The organism is Exiguobacterium sp. s141, assembly GCF_018618085.1.
Taxonomy (GTDB): domain Bacteria; phylum Bacillota; class Bacilli; order Exiguobacteriales; family Exiguobacteriaceae; genus Exiguobacterium; species Exiguobacterium mexicanum_A.
Genome location: NZ_JACSLJ010000004.1, coordinates 163387 through 179953 on the forward strand (window position 1 = coordinate 163387; position 16567 = coordinate 179953).

At 54.7% G+C, this 16567-nt stretch carries 15 protein-coding genes and 1 pseudogene; 4 read left to right on the forward strand and 12 right to left on the reverse strand.

Annotated elements, in window-relative coordinates; all coding sequences use genetic code 11:
* Positions 1–20 precede the first annotated feature (20 nt).
* From KNP74_RS10815 to KNP74_RS15040, 3 genes and pseudogenes are all read right to left on the reverse strand, one after another.
* Positions 21–449 (reverse strand): GNAT family N-acetyltransferase, encoded by a 429-nt coding sequence (locus KNP74_RS10815; protein WP_214764260.1) that lies wholly within the window; start codon positions 447–449, stop codon positions 21–23.
* Positions 443–1390, reverse strand: coding sequence for an alanyl-tRNA editing protein (locus tag KNP74_RS10820; protein ID WP_371815593.1), 948 nt, complete (start codon positions 1388–1390; stop codon positions 443–445). The genes KNP74_RS10815 and KNP74_RS10820 overlap by 7 nt, the downstream gene beginning before the upstream one ends.
* Positions 1382–1609 (reverse strand): annotated as a pseudogene (locus KNP74_RS15040) (alanine--tRNA ligase-related protein); the annotation flags it as partial. The pseudogene KNP74_RS15040 and the gene KNP74_RS10820, both read right to left, overlap by 9 nt.
* Positions 1610–1699: 90 nt before the next feature.
* Here KNP74_RS15040 and KNP74_RS10825 point away from each other — a divergent pair.
* Positions 1700–2428 carry a GntR family transcriptional regulator gene (locus tag KNP74_RS10825; RefSeq protein WP_214764262.1) on the forward strand — a complete coding sequence of 243 codons (729 nt, stop codon included), beginning with the start codon at positions 1700–1702 and terminating at the stop codon, positions 2426–2428.
* 33 nt (positions 2429–2461) lie between these two features.
* On the opposite strand, the gene KNP74_RS10830 is transcribed toward KNP74_RS10825, so the two are convergent.
* The 4 genes from KNP74_RS10830 to KNP74_RS10845 form a co-directional block, all read right to left on the reverse strand.
* Complete coding sequence (locus KNP74_RS10830; protein WP_138860004.1) at positions 2462–3565, reverse strand: LCP family protein; 1104 nt, start codon at positions 3563–3565, stop codon at positions 2462–2464.
* Between the two features lie 151 nt (positions 3566–3716).
* Entirely contained in the window at positions 3717–4481 is a 765-nt protein-coding gene (nagB, locus tag KNP74_RS10835; RefSeq protein WP_138860005.1) for a glucosamine-6-phosphate deaminase, read from the reverse strand.
* Positions 4478–5623 (reverse strand): N-acetylglucosamine-6-phosphate deacetylase, encoded by a 1146-nt coding sequence (gene nagA, locus KNP74_RS10840; RefSeq protein ID WP_034781268.1) that lies wholly within the window; start codon positions 5621–5623, stop codon positions 4478–4480. Before nagA ends, nagB begins: the two co-directional genes overlap by 4 nt.
* Before the next feature lie 172 nt (positions 5624–5795).
* Positions 5796–7166: an MATE family efflux transporter gene (locus tag KNP74_RS10845; RefSeq protein WP_138860007.1), complete on the reverse strand. Its 1371-nt coding sequence runs from the start codon at positions 7164–7166 to the stop codon at positions 5796–5798.
* Positions 7167–7203: 37 nt separating this feature from the next.
* On the opposite strand from KNP74_RS10845, the gene KNP74_RS10850 reads away from it, so the two are divergent.
* Complete coding sequence (locus KNP74_RS10850; RefSeq protein ID WP_034781270.1) at positions 7204–7977, forward strand: CHAD domain-containing protein; 774 nt, start codon at positions 7204–7206, stop codon at positions 7975–7977.
* Here KNP74_RS10850 and glsA read toward each other — a convergent pair.
* The gene (glsA, locus tag KNP74_RS10855) at positions 7974–8915 is read right to left on the reverse strand and encodes a glutaminase A (RefSeq protein ID WP_138860008.1); all 942 of its coding nucleotides are present in this window, start codon (positions 8913–8915) and stop codon (positions 7974–7976) included. The genes KNP74_RS10850 and glsA overlap by 4 nt on opposite strands.
* A 58-nt stretch (positions 8916–8973) precedes the next feature.
* Positions 8974–9147, reverse strand: coding sequence for a hypothetical protein (locus KNP74_RS10860; RefSeq protein ID WP_167491852.1), 174 nt, complete (start codon positions 9145–9147; stop codon positions 8974–8976).
* Positions 9148–9259: 112 nt separating this feature from the next.
* Between KNP74_RS10860 and hemG the strand changes: the two genes are divergently transcribed.
* Entirely contained in the window at positions 9260–10624 is a 1365-nt protein-coding gene (gene hemG / locus KNP74_RS10865) for a protoporphyrinogen oxidase (protein ID WP_138860009.1), read from the forward strand.
* Positions 10621–11694 carry a TIGR04053 family radical SAM/SPASM domain-containing protein gene (locus tag KNP74_RS10870; RefSeq protein WP_214764263.1) on the forward strand — a complete coding sequence of 358 codons (1074 nt, stop codon included), beginning with the start codon at positions 10621–10623 and terminating at the stop codon, positions 11692–11694. Before hemG ends, KNP74_RS10870 begins: the two co-directional genes overlap by 4 nt.
* Positions 11695–11732: 38 nt before the next feature.
* Here KNP74_RS10870 and clpB read toward each other — a convergent pair whose 3' ends face one another.
* The 3 genes from clpB to KNP74_RS10885 form a co-directional block, all read right to left on the reverse strand.
* The gene (gene clpB, locus KNP74_RS10875) at positions 11733–14324 is read right to left on the reverse strand and encodes an ATP-dependent chaperone ClpB (RefSeq protein ID WP_214764264.1); all 2592 of its coding nucleotides are present in this window, start codon (positions 14322–14324) and stop codon (positions 11733–11735) included.
* A gap of 18 nt (positions 14325–14342) precedes the next feature.
* On the reverse strand, positions 14343–15206 hold the full coding sequence (locus KNP74_RS10880; RefSeq protein ID WP_138860012.1) for a DnaJ C-terminal domain-containing protein: 864 nt from the start codon (positions 15204–15206) through the stop codon (positions 14343–14345).
* A gap of 141 nt (positions 15207–15347) precedes the next feature.
* Positions 15348–16520 (reverse strand): CamS family sex pheromone protein, encoded by a 1173-nt coding sequence (locus KNP74_RS10885; RefSeq protein ID WP_138860013.1) that lies wholly within the window; start codon positions 16518–16520, stop codon positions 15348–15350.
* Positions 16521–16567: the final 47 nt, after the last annotated feature.

Here is a 16567-nt window from a genome sequence, read left to right on the forward strand (position 1 = left end):
AGGAAAATTTCAAACAATGGTCACCACGCCTTGTGCATCATCCGATGTGGAATGTCAGCATCTAAAAATTCGTCGCCGTACGCCTCGTACCCGAGTCGTTCATAGAACGGGAGTGCCGTCAGTTGCGCCCCTAGTTTGAGCTCGTGTAACTCCCTCGCCCGCGCGACAAATTCGATGGCGAGCATGATCTCCTTGGCATACCCGTTACCGCGTTTCGCGGCAAGTGTGGCGACCCGTTCGACTTTCCCGGCCCCGTCACCGATTGGGCGCAGACGTGCCGTCGTGACAGGCTCAGCGTCCACCATTCCGACAAAATGGATACAGTCCGGGTCGAGTTCATCATACTCAAGTTCCGGCGCGATCCCTTGTTCGCCAATAAACACCGTTTGCCGCACAGACCGGGCCAGTTCTATCAGTTTCGAGTCGTTCCCGTGTTCAATCTTCAACATGATACCATTCCTTCCTGTAGCCGCTTCACAATCTCCGCTGTCGCTCGTTCTAACTCGAGGACAGACTCGAAGCGGGCTTGCGCTTGTTTGTGACTGCCGCCCCCTCGACCGATGCCGAGGTCGTCGAGCGTCCGTTTCAAAAACTTACCGATGGCGATGTCGTGTGTCCCGTCATGCATGAGCCACAGCTTTTGACCCGTATGATTGGCTCCGACGGCAATCCGTCCGGTCGCGGCGATCCGTTCGACGATCGTCGTCGTGAGCGTCTCTGCTTCCGTCTTGCCGATGTGGGTGATGACATAATTGTCTTCTTGCAAGAAGGCAGCGACTTTCGCTTTCGCGACGCGGGCCTCGAGCGCCTTCACTTCTTTGTCCCGCTCGAGCCGAAGATTCCGTTCTTCGATGACACGGGCGGCGACCGTCTCGTTCGTCGTCGACAACGTTTGATGAATCGTCCGTAGCGCGGTCCGGGACGAATGGACCTCGGCCAAGGCCCGAAGACCGGCGACGTACGTCAAACGGACATTACCGCGAACTTTCTTCATCGAGGTCACATGGACGATTCCGAGTTGACCCGTTGAATCCGCATGGGTCCCGCCACAGGCGTTGTAATCGAGGCCGTCGATGGCGACGATGCGGACGGTTCCGGTGCGGTCGGTCGCTTTTCGTAAACGGTCTTGTTCGACTTCTTCGGCTGGGAATTCACGCACATGGACCGGACGGTTTTCAAAGATGATGCGTTGCACGTCCCGTTCTAGCGACTCGATTTGATCCCAATCGAATGTATCCGTATCGATTTCAAGCGAAGACTCGGCTGGCCCAATCCCGAAACTGAGCGTCTGAATACCGTACTCATCCTCTAGCAAAGCCGTCAACACGTGCTGGGCCGTATGTTGAATCGAATGGTCGCGTCGGACAGCGTCGTTGACGATGCCGGTCACAAGCGTTCCAGTTTCAAGCGCACGTTCGATCAAGTGCCAGACGATCTCGTCGACCCGTTGCACATCGAGCACGGGCTCTCCGTTGAGTGTCCCGGCATCCGGTGGTTGTCCCCCGCCTTCTGCATAAAATAATGTGGATTCAAGCGCGATCCATGTCCCGCGCGCATCGGTGCGAGTCTCGGTCACCGTCGTTTCAAATTGCCATGAATTCATTACTGTCGCCGCCTTTTCTGTAGGATATGTTCAGACAACTAGTCTAATTTGGTCTATAATAAGAAACACTTACTTTCGAAGTCAGGAGCGATATGCATGTTACAGATTGATAAACAATCACCGCTACCTATTTATTATCAAATCGAAGCCTATTTAAAGCAACAAATAGATGCCGGCGAGCTTCAACCCGGAGAATCGATCCCATCCGAACGGGAGTTTTCCGAGCGCTATAACGTCAGTCGGATGACGGTTCGACAAGCGATCACGAACTTGGTCAACGCCGGTTACTTAAGCCGGCAAAAAGGCCGGGGAACGTTCGTCGCCAACAAGAAAATCACGATGGCACTGTCTGGATTGACGAGTTTCTCAGAAGAAATCAAACATCGAGGCATGCGACCGTTCAGCCGCCTGTTATCGTTCCAGACGATTCCAGCCCCGGCGAAAATCGCTCAAAAGTTGAGCGTGTCCCTCGATACCCCCGTCTATGAGATGCGACGGTTGCGTCTCGCCGATGAGAACGTGCTCGCCCTCGAGACCGCGTATATCCCGGTCGCCTTGTTGCCAGAACTGACCGAGACGGTTGCCGTCGGTTCAATCTATGAGTTTGCCGAGCAATCCGGCCTTCGATTAAAGAACGCGACCCAAACGCTCGAGGCACGGAGCGCGGGGCCGGAAGAAGCGAAGCTGTTGACGATTTCTCCGAACGCCCCTGTCCTTTTGATCGACCAACGAACGTATCTCGAAAACGGAAACATGTTCGAATATAGCCGTTCCTTGTTCCGTGGTGACGCCTACTCGTTCACCGTCTCCATGGATCGGACGTAAAAAAATGGTTTGCCGCGGACGGCAAACCATTTTTTATTGTGCTTCGTACGTGATGCCGGCAGGGTCATACATATACGTTTCGAGCTCTGTATCGGTCATCGGCTCCACTTCATTGCCCGCATCGGCCTGTTGGACACGATAGCGGACTTCTTCGAGTAACGGCTCGTTCAAGAAGTAATAGAAATGGCCGTCGTTGCCGCGGGCCCCTTCACCGGTCAACTGATACTGGACCGTGTTATTAAGAGCACCAACATCTTCGATCAGGCGCATATAGTCGTTTGGACCGAGCGTCGTCTGCATATTGTCACCGACCGCCTTCAACACCTTGTCATAGTTGTTGATGAGCGACGTGCCGAGCGCTTGGTCAAGGACGGCGTTAATGACTTCCATCTGGCGCTGTCCGCGTCCGATGTCACCGCGTGGGTCGTCATAGCGGTTCCGGACATAAGCAAGCGCCTCTTCACCTGACAACTGTTGCAATCCTTCTTCGACTTGGACGACTTCACGGGAAGCGTCATAACTCTTCTGTTCCGACGAGAACGGGACATCGATTTCGACGCCGCCGACGGCATCGATGAAGTCGACGAACCCTTGGAAGTTGAGCGAGACGACGTGATCGATATCGATGCCGACCAAGTCTTCGATCGTGTTCGTCGCTACTCGCATCCCGTTGTTCGGGTTCGATTCATCCATCGATCCGAAATAGTACGCATGCGTGATCTTATCTTGATCGAGACCGGTCTTGCCGTACGGGATGTTGAAGCCCGTGTAGTCGATATTGACGTACGAGTCACGCGGGATGCTGAGCATCGTCGTCTGCTTGTTCTTCTTGTTCAAAATGACGACGATCATGACGTCTGAACGACCGTACTCCCCGCGTGCTTTCTTTTGCGGGGACAAGTCCGTCCCGAGTACGAGGAAGCTCTCGGTATCCTCTTTATCGAATCGCGTCGGTTCGAGGGTCGGATCATCCTCAAGTATCACTTGCGTACCGGACAACATGTTATGTGCTTTATAAAACGCTGTCCCATACATGCTCGAGCCAACGATGACGGCGATCAATACGAGGGCGCTGAACAGCTTATAAAACGCAGACGGGCCTTTGCGCCGTCTACGAGCCTGAGTTCTTGAATTCATGAGTTTCTCCTTCACGGTCGAATGATATGAGCTTCACCTATTATAGAGGAATCCTCGACTTTTGTCGAAAACGTTTTGATTACAAATCCATTTCCATACAATTTCCCACAGTTGGCCATAAAAAAACCTGGAGACACTTGTCTCCAGGTCGTTAAGCTCGGATGGAAAAGAATCGATCAGCCGCTTCGCTGCCACGTGCCTGTAACACGTCACTGCATCCTGAAGCCGCTTCGGCGTCGAGCACGATGGTGACGCTTGGATGCGCCTGTAAGATGGAAGCCGGCCACTCGATCGTCGGTACGCTCTCAATCATGTGGTGCACGGCTTCCGCTTTACGAGCACCTGTTGCGACGAGTACAATTTCTCGCGCGTTCATGATCGTATCGAGCCCCATCGTGATGGCATGTGTCGGCACTTCTTCAATCGTGTCAAAGAAACGACGGTTCGCTTCCCGCGTCGACTCGGTCAGTTCGGTCACGTGCGTCTTCGCATCGAGCGCGGTACCCGGCTCATTGAAGGCGATATGTCCGTTCTCTCCGATGCCGAGCAATTGAAGATCGACCCCAATCGATCGGACGAGCTGTTCGTATCGTGCCGCTTCCGCTTCCGGATTTTCCGCGTCCCCACGAGGCAGATGGCTCTCTTTGAACGGGACGTCATTGAACAGGCGTTCTTCCATGAAGTGATGATAACTTTGCGGATGACTCGGTGCGAGTCCGATGTACTCATCTAAATTGACGCTTGTCACATGACTGCAGTCAAGCTTGTCACGTTTGAACATCTGATACATGCCGACCGGCGTGCTCCCCGTCGCCAGCCCGAGCACGAACTCTCGTTTCCCGGCCAATCGTTCAGTGATGAGTGTATAAGCGATCGTTTCTGCATCTGTCGGTGTTTTCGCAACTAGTATGTTCATTCCATATCCTCCTTCGAATAAGCGATACGTCCTTGAAGAATCGTTGTCGTGACCGACAGCGCATCGTCCCAAATGACGAGGTCCGCATCAAAGCCGGCCGCAATCGATCCTTTTTTCGTCAATCCGAATTCACGCGCTTGGTTCGTCGACGTCATCTTCACCGCTTCAGGTAATGTGCATCCTGTGAACGTGACCACGTTTCGGAACGCCGCGTCCATCGTCAAGACGCTACCGGCCAAGTTTCCGGCTTCAAGGCGGGCTGCCCCGTCCGCAACGATGACCGGTTGGCCTCCGAGTTCATAGCGACCGTCCGGAAGCCCTTTCGCCCGCATTGCGTCTGTAATGACGACGAGCCCGTCCGCCCCTTTCATGCGATAGGCGAAGTCGACCATCTCGTGACGGCTGTGAATCCCGTCTGGAATGATTTCAACCATGACGTCCCGCTCCAATAAACAATAGCCGACCGTTCCCGGCTCCCGATGGTGAAGTCCGCGCATCTGATTGTATAAGTGCGTCGCATGTTTGACGTTCGCTTCCTTGTTCTCGGCGAACGTGGCGTTCGTGTGCCCGGTCGACCCGACCGCCCCGGTCTCAAGCATCGCTCGTTCGAGTTCACGTGCCCCTGGACGTTCCGGCGCATACGTGACGAGACGGATGTGCCCGCCGGCCTCTTGTTGCCATGTCCGGAACTGCTCCGCGTCGGGGTCGATAATATATTCTGCCGGTTGCGCCCCCGCGTTATCGACATTGACGAACGGTCCTTCTAGATGGATGCCGACGAGCGACGTGTCTCCCGCCTCGATGACAGTCCGGGCTGATTGTAGCGCCTTCGTGATGGCAGTCGGTGACTGCGTGATCGTCGTCGCAAAGAATGATGTCACTCCTTCAGCAAGCATCGACTTGGCGAGATGACGCAATCGGTCTTCATCCGCATCCATCGTGTCGACGTCATACCCGCCGTGGATATGAACGTCGATCATGCCCGGCGTCACAAGCGCCCCGTCCACATCGAGCTCCGTCTCACCTTCTGCTCTATACTCATCCATCGAACCGACGCTCTCAATCGTCGCTCCGTCGAACCGGATATATCCTCGTTCCCATGTCTTGTCCCCCGAAACGATCTGTGCGTTGATGATCACCATGATTGGTCATCCACCTTTCCTCAAGTAGCTTCATCGTCATCATAACAAAAATCAGTATAGTTGTATAGACCAATTTTGCTTTATAAAAAGGATTGATTCCCTCAATCCTTTGCCCGACTTATTCATGCCTAAAACAACAAAAGTTGACGTCAGTGACGTCAACTTTTGTAGGTTATGAGATCTCGTTCATGAGCGGTTTCCCCTCATACCGTTTGACGATATGAATGAGACGCATGAACAACAAGACGGCGCCTGCCGCAAGACCTGCGATCAACCCGATCCAGTAACCATCCGGTCCGAAGCCGAACTGTTCGGCGAGTGTATAGCCGAGTGGGAGACCGATCACCCAATAGGCGATAAGCGACAAGACGAGCGTCACGTTCACGTCTTTGAAGCCACGCAAAATCCCTTGAATCGGTGCGGCGACCGCATCCGACAGTTGGAAAAAGACCGCGAAGATCATGAAGTGGGCCGCGAGTTCCACGACGGCCGCGTCGTTCGTATAAATCGCGGCTACCCGTTCATTTTGCCAGAACAAAAGACCACCCGAGAAGAGCGAGACGGCCAGACAGAGTACAATCCCGATTTTAGCATAGCGCACCGCATCCTTGAGTCGCCCGGCCCCGAGTTCGTACCCGACGACGATCGTGAGCGCGCTCGATGCCGACAACGGCAACATATAGACGAACGAGGCGAAGTTGATGGCCGCTTGGTGGGCCGCGACGATATTGTCACCATAGGCACTAAGGAGCAATGTCACTGCCGCGAAGATGCTGACTTCGGCAAAAATGGCGAGACCGATCGGCGTGCCGAGCTTGAGCAACTCTTTTTGTCTCGGCCACATGAGACGTTCCACCGAGCGCAGGAAGCGATATTCGAGGAACGGTTTTCCGTTCCGGACGAACGCGAACGCCATAAAGAACAGCAACCAGTAGGTGATCGCTGAGGCAATTCCGGCCCCGACGCCGCCATATGCCGGCACACCAAGTTTTCCAAAGATGAAGATGTAGTTTAACCCGACATTAATGGGTAACCCTAATAATATAAGCAGCATCGAGATCCGTGTCTTGCCGAGCGAGTCCATGAGTGTGCGCAACACGTTGAACAGGAACATCGGCAACACTCCGAATCCGAGTGCGAGCAAATACCCTTTGGCAATTCGTTTACCTTCTTCGCTCAGCCCCATGCCGTCAACGGCCGTCGGGACGAGCCAGAACCCGAGGATGAGCGTCGCGACGCTCAGTCCGATCGCTAAGTATACACCTTGATACAGTGTTCGTTGAATCTGTTGGATGTTACGGGCCCCGAGCGCCTGCGCGACGATCGGTGCGACAGCGAGCAAAATCCCGCTTAACCCCGTATAGACGGGCATCCATAGACTCGACCCGACGCCGACACCTGCCAAATCGACGGCACCGGCACGGCCTGACATGACCGTGTCAAAAAAGCTGATTAAGTAAAAGGACACTTGTGTCACCAAAATCGGGAAGAAGATGGTGAAGAACAGTTTAATTTTTTCATTAAGTGAATGTGTTTGATACATGGACAACCTCATCTCATTTCAGAAAGGAAAAATTAGAATGAATCAACGGAATGCGGAGAAATTAAAATACGAGCTTTTGGAGACGTGGAACACGTTCAATCATTATATGACCGAGGCGCTCACGTTCCAAAACAGCGAAGACATCCACCAAGCGCGGGTCCATCTTCGGAAACTATTGACATTCATGCAACTGTACGACACGAAACCTTCCACGTATCGTCAGTTGAAACAGTTGATGGAGGCGCTCGGTGCAGTGCGTGACGGGGACGTTCTTCTCGAAGGGCTCGCTGTCGAGACCGAGCTCGAGCAGGCTTTCGCCGATCACGTCGAAGCGAGCCGCGCCAAAGACCGCACGATTTTAAATACGCGCGTCACGGAGAAGATGACCCCATCGCTCGACCAACAAGTTCGCCGCTTTATCGGCGGACAGTTGTTCCGTGCCTTCAAAAAGCAGGACGCCTCGTCATTTATCGATAAAGCGAGGAGCGACCGCAAACGACGGATCGACGCCCATCACGACGCGACGGAGATGTCCGACCGGCTCGAGACGCTCCACAAGGTCAGGCTCGCCGTGAAACGCGAGCGCTATTTGAACGAGTACTTATTGAACTATGAGACGAAAGCCTCAAAAGATCAAATTCAAAAACTGAAGCGGCTCCAGACCGAGCTTGGCGACATGAACGATCGCCATCAACTGTTATTGCGTTGGAGCGATTTCACACCACCCGCCGCCTTGGCCGACGATTACGAACAAGTCGTGCACGAGCTGCAATCTCGGCTCGACGAATCGGTCGACGCCATCCAGCTTTAGCGGGACGTGTAGCGTTCGACGAGCAGTTCGAGCAGTTTCATCCCGGCAATTGAGTTCCCTTTCGAGTCGAGCGCCGGTCCGAAAATCCCGAAGCCGACATCGCTCAGTCCGAGCTCGTGTTTACCGGTCGCAAGGATGGCCCCGGACACCCCGCTCTTTCCCGGGAGACCGACACGGACGGCAAATTCCCCAGACGCATCGTACATGCCGCACGTCGTCATGATCGCTTTGACGATTCGGACGACGCGACGCGGGATCACCTCTTCGCCCGTGACCGGGTCTTCCCCGTTGCCCGACAAAATTCGGCCAATGCGGGCCAAGTCAAAGCAATCGATTTCAATCGCACACTGCTTTGTGTACACGTCGATGATTTCATCGACATCACCCTCGACAATCCCGTGATGGCGCATGAAATAGAGCAAGGCCCGGTTCAAGTCGGTCGTCTCGTATTCCGAGCGGGCGACTTTTTCGTTATACGTGATTTCCTCCACCGGCACGTCGAGCAACGTCGCCAAAAACTGGCGGAACTGATAGATTTTCAGTTCCGCCGTGTCCCCTAAAATCATGCTCGTGACAGCGAGCGCCCCTGCATTGATCATCGGATTGAGCGGCTTTGACGGCACCGTCTCTTCAAGCTTGGCAATCGAGTTGAACGCGTCGCCGGTCGGCTCCATCCCGACTTTCGAGAACACGTAATCTTCTCCAAACTCCATCAAGACGTAACAGAGCGTCAACGCCTTCGAGACGCTTTGGATTGTGAACTTATGGTGGACGTCCCCCGCATGAATATATGAACCATCAGGCAAACAAATCGCCACGCCGAGCAAATCATCCTGTACATGCGCGAGCTCAGGAATATAGTCGGCGACTTTCCCTTGTGCTGTGTACGGACGACACTCATCGACCAAATGCGCCAACTGTTGTTCCAATACTTTCATCCAATCACCCCATGTCCGATAGTTTTCAACCGGGTCATCTTATCATATTCGAAGACGGTTAACCATCAAGTGGTCCGTCTTCCTTTTCTGGCTTATACCATTCCTCATCAGCCCAAAGGACCGACGGGCTGTCTTCATCTCCGTCGAGCTTCTCCCCGTACCGATTCATCGATGCAATGAAGGCAATAATGCCGACCACGACGACTGTCGCCGTTATGCCGAACCAAACCATATGGAGCCTCTCCTTCCCAATCGTGACGAATTTGTCTAGAACCATGTGAGACTTATCCTATGTCTACGTCAATATTCTCGGTACCGTTAGGAAGAACACTACATAGAAATGGGTGAATGGATTGAACAAAATTGCAATTATCGGTGGAGGAATTACAGGCATGGCCGCCGCCTATTACGCGAAACAAGCCGGGGCGCACGTCACCATGTACGAAGCGAGCGATCGAATCGGCGGAAAAATCAAGACCGTCTATCAAGACGGCTTCGTCTTAGAATGTGGGCCGGACGGATACATGGCCCGAAAACCGACATTGACCGAACTGATCACCGAGCTCGGACTCGACGATCATCTCGTCCGGTCGATGACCGGGACATCGTACATTTATGTCCGCCAACAGCTTCGACAAATGCCGGACGGATCGGTCATGGGCATCCCGACCAAGTTTTGGCCGATGGTCAAGACCGATTTGTTCACGTGGCGCGGTAAACTTCGGGCCGGGATGGACCTCGTGCTGCCACGCGTCTATACGGGGACAGACATCTCGCTCGACAAATTCTTCCGGACCCGGCTCGGATCAGAAGTCGTCGATGCGATGATTGAACCGCTTCTCTCGGGAATCTACAACGGGACGCTCGACGATATGAGCATCGAGTCTACTTTCCCTCAGTTTATCACGATTGAACAAAAAACACGCAGCCTGATTCTCGGTATGAAAGCATTGACACCACCTGTTCAAGCCGGCGTCAAGCCACGTGAAGCCGGGAAGTTTCTATCCCTTCAGCAAGGTCTCGGTGTCCTCATCGAGGCGCTTCGCCCGTCGATTGACCGCCTCTATACAGAGACGAAGGTCGCGGCGGTCCGGCCCCATGAAGTCACCCTCGCCGACGGGACGTCCGAGTCGTTCGACGGCATCATTTTGGCCACTTCGCCGAATGCACTCGGTCCGATTCTCGGTCTCCCGGAAGCAGAAAATTTGTCCGATTTGAAACGGACGTCTTCCATCACCGTGCTCGCGGCGTTCGATGAAAAAGAGGTCGCGGCACTCGACGGGACCGGTTACGTCATCGCCAAAGCGGAAGGGAACGCCTTGACGGCCTGCAGTTGGATGCATAAGAAGTGGCCCCACATGGCACCAAAACATAAGGCGCTCTTACGCGTCTACATCGGATCTGAGTTCGTTCCCGACTTGTTGACGGAATCCGACGAGGCCATCGCCGACTTCGCGCTGCGTGAACTGCGGAAGATTCAACACGTCGGTACCCCGATTTTCACAAAAGTCGAACGGCACATCGATACGATGCCGCAATATGAGGTCGGTCACAAACAATACGTGCGCGCTTTCGAAGAGCAGCTGTCCACACTCGACGGGATCGAGGCATGTGGTGCCATCTTGCATGGCGTCGGTCTCCCCGACTGCGTCGACTCGGCCAAACAGGCCGTCTCCCGGGTGATGGCGAGACAGGCGGTGTCCGTATGAAACGAGTCGACTACAACGAAAATCCATTTATTGTCATCTGGGAAGTAACACGTGCCTGTGCGCTATCGTGCGTCCATTGCCGAGCCGAGGCCCAGTTCCATCGGTATCCGGGTGAACTCGATACCGAGCAAGGCAAGGCACTCATCCGAGACATCCAGGCGATGGATAATCCGATTCTCGTCTTCACCGGAGGCGACCCGCTCATGCGTGAGGACTTGTTCGAACTGACCGAATATGCCGCCTCGCTCGGCATGCGTGTGTCAATGACCCCGTCGGCGACACCTCGCGTGACCCATGATGCCGTTAAACGGGCGAAAGACGCCGGCTTGACGCGCTGGGCGTTCTCACTCGACGGTCCGGACGCCAAATCGCATGACTACTTCCGGGGAACGCGTGGCAGTTTCGAACGGACGCTGCGTGGCATCTCTTACTTCCGAGAAGAAGGGATGTCATTCCAAATCAATACGACGGTCACGGAGTATAACGTCGACCAACTCCCGGAAATCGCCAAACTCGTCGGTGAACTCGGCGTCTCGGTATGGACGTTGTTCTTCCTCGTGCCGACCGGTCGCGGGTCACTCCTCCAGCCAATCTCGCCAGAACGGCATGAAGATGTACTCCGTTGGGCGTTCGCGTTGCAAGAGCACGTCCCGTTCATCATCTCGACGACCGAAGCCCAGTTTTATCGGCGCATCGCCCGGCAAGAGAATTTGAAGCGAAAACAAGTTGGATTGCCGCCCATCGGCCATCCGCATGACGACCTCGCCAAGGCGCCCCGCGGCACGAATGACGGGAACGGCTTCGTGTTCATCTCGCATACGGGCGACGTCCAGCCGTCCGGCTTTTTGCCGATCACGTGCGGCAACGTAAAAGAGACACCGCTCGCTGAGATTTATCGACACCACCCGGTCTTCCAATCGCTGCGTGACCCTGATACACACCACGGAAAATGCGGCTACTGTGAATATCGATACGTCTGCGGAGGGTCTCGGGCCCGCGCTTATGCCGTCACCGGCGACTATAAGGCCGAGGAACCGTACTGCGTCTATCAACCTGAACCGATTGCATAAACAAAGAGCGCCGGCGTCAGCCAGCGCTCTTTTGTGATTCAGTGAGTGACCGTCGCGGGACGAAGCGTCAACTCATCGTTCTCGACGTCGATGACGACTGTCTGGCCGTCCTCGATGTCTCCGGCGAGAATGCTACGGGCGAGTTTCGTCTCAATCGTCCGTTGTACGTACCGGTTGATTGGACGGGCCCCGAACTGTGGCTCATACGCCTCATCGGCGATGAATACCTTCGCGGCATCCGTGATCTCGATTTGAATCGAGCGCGCCGTCAAGCGACTGCCCATGCGTGCGACCGCTTTTTCGACGATTTGGCCGATTTGAGCCCGCGTGAGCGGATGGAACAAAATCGTCTCATCAACCCGGTTTAAAAACTCGGGACGGAAGTGGCGGCGGAGCCGCTCGATGACTTGGCGTTCTTCCGCCTGATCGATCACGCCATCTTTCGCCGCTTCGAGCAAGATGTCGGCCCCGATATTCGACGTCATGATGACGATCGTGTTTTTGAAGTCGACGACACGCCCGTGTGAGTCGGTCAAGCGACCATCGTCGAGCAGTTGCAGCAAGATGTTGAACACATCGGCGTGCGCTTTCTCGACCTCGTCGAGCAGGAGAACCGAGTACGGGTTGCGGCGGACCGCTTCCGTCAACTGGCCGCCTTCTTCATAGCCGATATAACCCGGAGGTGCCCCGACGAGACGCGACACAGCGTGTTTCTCCATATACTCGCTCATGTCGAGGCGAACGATATGGTCCTCCGAGTCGAACATCGCTTCGGCGAGCGCTTTCCCGAGCTCGGTCTTCCCGACACCGGTCGGTCCGAGGAACAAGAACGAGCCAATCGGACGGTTCGGATCTTTGATGCCGGCCCGAGCCCGAATGACGGCGTCGCTGACGAGCCGAATCGCATCGTCTTGTCCGAAGACGCGTTGATGAAGTACCGTCTCGAGGTTGAGCAACTTATCTCGTTCTCCTTCGGTCAATTTCGTCACAGGGATGCCCGTCCATTTCGAGACGACCTCGGCAATCTCTTCCTCGGTCACTTCTTCCCGGACGAGTTCACGTGTCACCGAACCAGCGAGCCGCTCTGCTTCTGCAAGCTCGCGCTCGAGTTCCGGGATGCGGCCATATTTGAGCTCGGAGGCCCGGTTCAAATCGTAACGGCTCTCGGCTTCTTGCAGTTCAAGTTTCACTTTTTCTAAATCCCCACGGATATGTTGGACACGATGGGTCGACTCTTTCTCGTTTTCCCAGCGGAGTCGGAGCGCGTCCGACTGTTCGCGGATCGAGGCGAGTTCTTGCTGCAACGCATCGAGTCGTTTCTTCGAGGCATCATCGCTCTCTTTCTTCAGGGCCGCCTCTTCGATTTCGAGTTGCATGACGCGGCGCACGAGTTCATCGAGCTCGGCCGGCATCGATTCCATCTCCGTCCGAATCATCGCACACGATTCGTCGACGAGGTCGATCGCCTTGTCCGGCATGAACCGGTCGGTGATATAGCGGTTCGATAACACGGCCGCTGCGACGAGCGCGTTGTCGTGAATGCGGACACCGTGGTGAATCTCGAAGCGCTCTTTTAATCCACGCAAGATTGACACCGTGTCTTCGACGTCCGGTTCGTCGACGAGCACTTGTTGGAAGCGGCGCTCGAGCGCTGGATCTTTCTCAATATATTGCCGATATTCATCGAGTGTCGTCGCACCGATACAGTGGAGTTCACCGCGGGCGAGCATCGGTTTGAGCATGTTCCCGGCGTCCATCGCGCCTTCGGACTTACCAGCCCCGACGATCGTGTGCAGTTCATCGATGAAGAGGATGATTTTCCCTTCCGCTTCTTTCACTTCGTTCAAGACGGCTTGGAGCCGCTCTTCGAACTCGCCGCGATATTTGGCCCCGGCGACGAGCGAACTCATATCGAGACTGAAAATCGTCTTGTCTTTCAAGCTCTCCGGCACGTCGCCGCGGACGATGCGTTGGGCGAGCCCTTCGACGATCGCCGTTTTCCCGACGCCCGGTTCCCCGATCAAGACCGGGTTGTTTTTCGTCTTCCGGCTCAAGATGCGGATGACACGCCGAATCTCGCTATCGCGCCCGATGACGGGATCGATTTTTCCGGTCTTCACTTCTTGGATCAAGTCGCGTCCATACTTCGTCAAGACGTCATACGTCGCTTCCGGTGATTTCGACGTAATCCGTCGATTGCCCCGGACGGCGACGAGTGCCTCACGCAATCTCTCCTCGGTCACACCTTTGCGTTCGAGCATGTTCTGTGCTTGACTCTTGTTCATGATGATCCCAAGCAGAATATGCTCGACCGAGACGTATTCATCGCTCATCCCTGTCGCTTCACGTTCCGCCGTCGTCAACACGTTCAACAGTGAGGCCGAGATCATCGGCGTCGTCGGCGTTTGAAGTTTCGGTGCGTTCTTGAGCGCCATCGCGACCTCGGCCTCGATCTCGGCGACGCTCAGTTCCATTTTTTGCAGTAGGAGCGGCGCGATGCCGTCCGTTTGTGAGATCATCGACGCCAAGACGTGCCATTCGTTCATCTCGCTATGGTGGTACTGTTTCGCAAGTGCCTGCGAGCTGACAATGCCTTCATGTGCTTTATCGGTAAATCGATTGAAATCCATTCTGCTTCCTCCTTAGGCTCAGCGTTCGAGTTGTTCGTAAACAGATCGGTGGGCGGCGTCTAGCGGCAAATCGACTTCAAGTTGGACGAATAGATCCGATCGGACTTTCGAAGCGGTCATGAATCCACGTCCCGGGATGCGCATCCGTTGACCAGGCCTCGACCCCGGTTTGACTTTCAGTTTGACCCGACCACCATCGAGTGTCGCCACGACGACTTCCGCGCCGTCGAGGAAAGCGAGCGGACGCAACCGTTTGACGGTGATGACGTTCGCCCCTTCGCGCCGGTACGTGTCGTCATCGGTGAAGTGGAGCTCGACGTACACATCGCCTCGATCGCCCGACTGTCCGACTTTACTGCTCTTGCCTTTGAGCCGCAGCTTTTGTCCTTCATGGGCGCCTTGCGGGATTTTGACGTTGACCGTCCCCGTCTGTAGGCGCAGGCTCACTTTGGCCTCACTCGTCAATTGACTGAGCGGGACATTGACTCGGACCGTCTCATCGAGGTCTTCTTCGACCGCCTGGTCAAAGAAGCTGCCGAACATATCCTCAAAACCGAATGTGCGCGACGTCGTTCGTGACCCACCGCCGAATTGACGGAACAAGTCCTCGAATTGGGCCGATCCTTCCCCGTACCCATCACCGCTGTACCCTCCGCCGAACGTCGGCCCTTCCGGACTTCCGTAACGGTCATAGTTCGCTTTTTTGTCAGGATCGCTCAACACGTCAAAAGCCTCTTGGATTGCTTTGAACTTGTCTTGGGCACCCGGGTCTTTATTCACGTCCGGATGGTATTGTTTTGCCAACTTTCGATACGCTCGTTTTATGTCTTGGTCGGATGCCTGCTTCGGCACGCCAAGGACATCATAATAGTTTTTTGCCATCTCGTTTCACCTCACCTATCCCTTTCCCGATTCTGTTAAGTCTATTCTACCTATTTGGTCAAAGAAGGTCAAAGAATTTCCTCGTTACTAGTCATACGAAAAAAAGAAGGCATTCGTTTCATCACGATGCCTTCTTATCGGTTAGAAATATACTTTCGGACTATCCATGCCCTCTTCAAACACGATCGTCACTTCTTGTTCGCCACCGAGCGAGGTGACGTTGATTCGGACGGGTACGTTCCGGTTGTATTCCCAGCGGTTCTCGAGCAGGCCGACGACGTGCTGCGTGAAGCCGACGAGTTCGGCCCGGCTATAGAACTGGATCGGAATATCGATCTCAATCCGTGACAATTCCCCGTTCTGATAAAAACCTTTCCCGATCATCCCGCTGAAATCTGGGAACACATCAGCGATTCGGTCGCTGAAGAGGGAGAATTTTTGAGCGTCATCGCGCACTTCCGTCGTCGCTTTGGCGGACGGGAAGTAATAATACGTCTCGTCGACATCTTTCCAATCACTCGCCGTCACCTCGCCAGCCGTGCCAACGAATGCCGATTTGACATAGTTCCCCGGCGTCGGTGACCCTTGCGACGCTTTCATATACAATGCGACGTTGATATCGAGATCTTTGAAGTCCTCGCGCTTGCGCAGTTGGGCGACGAGTTCATTCGCCATACGCTCTCCTTCAGCGATGACTTTCTTCTCGTCCAACTTTTCCGTATACGTCGGACCGAAATTCGGCGCTTGGAACACGTACTCCCGGTTCAAAATCAAAGCGAACGAAACACCGCCGAGTTGATAGCCGTTATCCGTTTTCGTCATATAGTTCTGTTCGACGAGCGACGCCAAATAGAGTGGCGACTTTTTATTCTCCTCGACGAATTGGTCTTCAGCCACTTCGGCCGTGCCGTTCGCATACGCCGGGTTGAGCGGGACGAGCCCTTCTGCCGTCTTGTCTTTACGGCCAAGCAGACGCGAGACATCTTCGCTCGTCAACAGCTGTCCTTCTTGATACGCATAGTTTTCCGGTTTGAACGCGCCGGTCGAGTGACGCATGAGGCCGAGCTCCACTTCTTCAAGTTCGAGCGATGAGCTCACTTGGCGCTGGGCCAAACCTCGGGCTGCCGCCGGTTTAAATGGAATGACCATCTGGTAATATGAATCACGCGCTTGAATCGCTTCTGTGACGCCTTCGGCTGCCGTCTCTTCACCCGTCGGTGTGACATCCTCTTCCCCCATCGGGATTTTCATCGAGCACCCGCCGAGGAAAACCGTCGCGGCGAGAGCTGGGATAATCAATTGTTTCCATTTCATCTATGTCTGAACTCCTTTGATGATTCGATTCGTTACACTTCGTCCAT

Bases quoted from the DNA above. Each gene is read 5' to 3' on its own strand.
- KNP74_RS10815 (WP_214764260.1), bottom strand. From the start codon at position 449: ATGTTGAAGATTGAACACGGGAACGACTCGAAACTGATAGAACTGGCC.
- KNP74_RS10825 (WP_214764262.1), top strand. From the start codon at position 1,700: ATGTTACAGATTGATAAACAATCACCGCTACCTATTTATTATCAAATC.
- KNP74_RS10830 (WP_138860004.1), bottom strand. From the start codon at position 3,565: ATGAATTCAAGAACTCAGGCTCGTAGACGGCGCAAAGGCCCGTCTGCG.
- nagB (WP_138860005.1), bottom strand. From the start codon at position 4,481: ATGAACATACTAGTTGCGAAAACACCGACAGATGCAGAAACGATCGCT.
- nagA (WP_034781268.1), bottom strand. From the start codon at position 5,623: ATGGTGATCATCAACGCACAGATCGTTTCGGGGGACAAGACATGGGAA.
- KNP74_RS10845 (WP_138860007.1), bottom strand. From the start codon at position 7,166: ATGTATCAAACACATTCACTTAATGAAAAAATTAAACTGTTCTTCACC.
- KNP74_RS10850 (WP_034781270.1), top strand. From the start codon at position 7,204: ATGAATCAACGGAATGCGGAGAAATTAAAATACGAGCTTTTGGAGACG.
- glsA (WP_138860008.1), bottom strand. From the start codon at position 8,915: ATGAAAGTATTGGAACAACAGTTGGCGCATTTGGTCGATGAGTGTCGT.
- KNP74_RS10860 (WP_167491852.1), bottom strand. From the start codon at position 9,147: ATGGTTTGGTTCGGCATAACGGCGACAGTCGTCGTGGTCGGCATTATT.
- KNP74_RS10870 (WP_214764263.1), top strand. From the start codon at position 10,621: ATGAAACGAGTCGACTACAACGAAAATCCATTTATTGTCATCTGGGAA.
- clpB (WP_214764264.1), bottom strand. From the start codon at position 14,324: ATGGATTTCAATCGATTTACCGATAAAGCACATGAAGGCATTGTCAGC.
- KNP74_RS10880 (WP_138860012.1), bottom strand. From the start codon at position 15,206: ATGGCAAAAAACTATTATGATGTCCTTGGCGTGCCGAAGCAGGCATCC.
- KNP74_RS10885 (WP_138860013.1), bottom strand. From the start codon at position 16,520: ATGAAATGGAAACAATTGATTATCCCAGCTCTCGCCGCGACGGTTTTC.